This is a genomic window from Candidatus Egerieousia sp., assembly GCF_056211015.1.
This window is the reverse complement of sequence record NZ_JBAELF010000022.1, coordinates 1-2,852: the sequence shown is the minus strand read 5'-3', so window position 1 is coordinate 2,852 and position 2,852 is coordinate 1. Positions and strand designations below refer to the sequence as shown.

Here is a 2,852-nt window from a genome sequence, read left to right as displayed (position 1 = left end):
TCACAGTCAGCAGGTATTTCTGGCGAGGATGACGAGGCGATTCTGGATAGAGCATCCGCACGAAACCTTCGGCTATGGCAGGGTTGAGAAGATTATCCATAAAATTCTCTCGGTCTTTTAGTCCAACTGCCATAAGCATTTCCTTTACAGATAGGTTTTGTTCTCCTATTGCTTTGATGATTCTGATGATGTTTTCATTGCTTGTTTCAAACTTGTCGGGGAACTTGTCGGGGAACTTGTCGGGTTGCTTGTCGGGTACAACTAAGTTGTCTGGCGGACAAATCACCATATAACGGTTCTTCAGTTCATTATTCTCGCCAAGGAGAAGATTACGGAAGAACTTCTCAAGAAAGCTGTAATCACGAACTATTCCCTTCAAAGGATTGCTATAGTTAGCTCGAACTAATGCGTTACGAAAATACCATGAATGTTGAGCAAAAGGATCATTGTTCACGTCGAATCCCATACTCCGGAGATACTGAATGAGGAAAACCGCAGTTGTGCGTGTATTGCCTTCGCAGAAAGGGTGTATTTCCCACAATCCTGCCGTAAAACGACAGAGGTGTTGGACAATTTCGTATTTTGAAAGTCCCGTATAATTAAATTCCTTTTCTTGCTGTAAGTCGTATTCCAAAGCACGACGAAGCCAGTCGTATTCCATGTAAGCTACACTCTCGCCACGTAGCACAAACTCTTTCTTCGAGATATTGTAGTCACGTATCTTGCCCGCATGTTTGAAAACTCCATTGAAGATGGCTTTATGAGTTCCTGTCATGCCAACAATACTGAATGTCAATGTTTTATGACTAAGTAATTCTGTAATATTGGCACTTACTTTATCGGCCATTTCTTTTTCTTCATCATCAGAAGTACGGGCAGTCTTTGATTCATAGTAACTTTTTATAAGTTTCTTGACCTCATCGATTGTTATCTCACCTTCAATATTGCGTCTTGCCGTCTCTTGCAGATACTCTGAGGTTGTCAGCCCATCCACCGCCTGCAGACCTATGGCTGTGCTCCAGATGGCAGCTCTCTCGCGCTGTGACGGTTCTCCCTGACGGATGTATTCGTCAAAGTCTATGTAAAATTGTTTTGCCATCATTCTGCCTCCTTTTCTTTGGGTGTGGATATTACTTCAAATCCAATCCCTGCTAACTTCTCGCGGATTCCTGCTTCTAAGCGGTGGCTCTCAGCGAAGAGGTCGCCAAGTTCTGCAGTCAGGCGTGCCATCTTCTGCTCGAATGGTTCGGCATCTTCTTCCTCGTCGGCTATGCCTACATAGCGACCTGGGGTGAGCACCCAGTCCTGCTGTGCAATCTCTTCAAGGGTTGCTACCTTGCAAAAGCCTTTTACGTCCTCAAGTGTACCAGCCTCATAGTCGCGGAAGGCTTTGGCTATGCGCTGCACGTCGCATTCCTCGGCAGGGAGTTTTGCCCAAGGCTTGTCTTCCTTCTTTATGGTGTCGTAGCGCACAAGGTCGTCGGAGAGTTCGCGGTGGGTGCGGTCAACCATCATGCCCATTTCTCGTGCATCGACAAACAGCACCTTGCCCGGATTCTTTTTCCTGCGGTTGAAAAACCATACGCATACAGGGATGCTGACATTGTAGAACAGTTGGTTTGGCATGGCAATGATTCCCTCCACAAGGTCTGCGTCGATGAGCCGTCTGCGGATGTCGCCCTCACCGCCTGAGGTTGTTGTCAGCGAACCGTTGGCAAGCACCAGTCCGATGCGTCCTGTAGGCGAGAGGTGATGCACCATGTGCTGAATCCACGCATAGTTGGCATTGCCCTCTGGTGGCACTCCGTATTTCCAGCGCACATCGTCGGCAAGGCGGCTTGCTCCCCAGTCTTTCATGTTGAATGGTGGATTTGCCATGATGAAGTCAAACTTTTTCGTGGCGTGCTTGTCATCGCCGAAGGAGTCGCCCCAACTGTCTCCAAGGTCTGCGTCCAATCCACGGATAGCAAGGTTCATGTGAGCCATCTTCCAAGTGTTGGCATTGAATTCCTGACCATAGATAGTCACATTGCGAAGGTTGCCTTGATGCTGCTGGATGAACTTCGCACTCTGCACAAACATACCGCCCGAACCACAGGCTGGGTCATATACCCTTCCCTCGAATGGCTGAAGCACTTCCACGATGGTGCGGACAATACACGAAGGTGTATAGAATTCGCCACCCGACTGCTGAGTCTCGGCAGCAAAGTTCTGCAGACAGTATTCATACACACGACCGAAGAGGTCGATACCTTCTCCCTGAGCGTGCATGTCCATATTGTCGAAGATTTCTACCACCTCGCCCAGGCGTATCTTGTCTATCTCTGGACGAGAGTAGTTGTTTGGCATCACTTTCTTCAGGCGAGGGTTCTCACGCCCAATCTCCTCAAGGGCATGGTCTATAACTTGTCCAATCTCTGGACTGTGAGCCTTGCTTGCTATCTTCTGCCAACGTGCATCCTGAGGAACCCAGAACACGTGTTCGGCTGTGTATTCGTCACGATCTTCCTCGAAGCCGTCACCTTCCTCCGCGAGTTCGTTGTATCGCTTCTCGAAGCAGTCGCTGATATATTTCAGGAACACAAGACCAAGAACCACATTCTGATATTCAGATGCAGTAAGATTGCCACGCAGTTTATTCGCACTGTCCCAAATGCGGTCTTCAATCGACTTTTCCGTTACTATCTTTGCCATATCATCATAATCCGTTTCTTTTCTGCAAAGATAGTGAAAAATCTCGATTTATACAACAACGGAGATAAGAAATGTTCGTTTATAGAAAAAAGATAGTAATAAAAATTCAAACATCGCAACGTTTCAATGAAATATCGTAATGTTTTTCCATTGCAGTC

Annotated in this window: 2 protein-coding genes; both read right to left on the bottom strand. The window is 47.2% G+C overall.

Going from position 1 to position 2,852, the window contains the following annotated elements; translation table 11 throughout:
- Nucleotides 1–1,102 (bottom strand): Fic family protein (locus AC06L3_RS01670; protein WP_475668894.1); only part of this gene is annotated, 1,102 nt, incomplete at its 3' end.
- A complete protein-coding gene (locus AC06L3_RS01665; protein WP_475668893.1) occupies nt 1,099–2,694 on the bottom strand; it encodes a type I restriction-modification system subunit M in 1,596 nt (531 codons plus the stop codon). The genes AC06L3_RS01670 and AC06L3_RS01665, both read right to left, overlap by 4 nt.
- Nucleotides 2,695–2,852 lie beyond the last annotated feature (158 nt).

What these genes read in the sequence shown, in the direction of transcription:
- AC06L3_RS01665 (WP_475668893.1), bottom strand. Translation starts at nt 2,694, where the DNA reads ATGGCAAAGATAGTAACGGAAAAGTCGATTGAAGACCGCATTTGGGAC.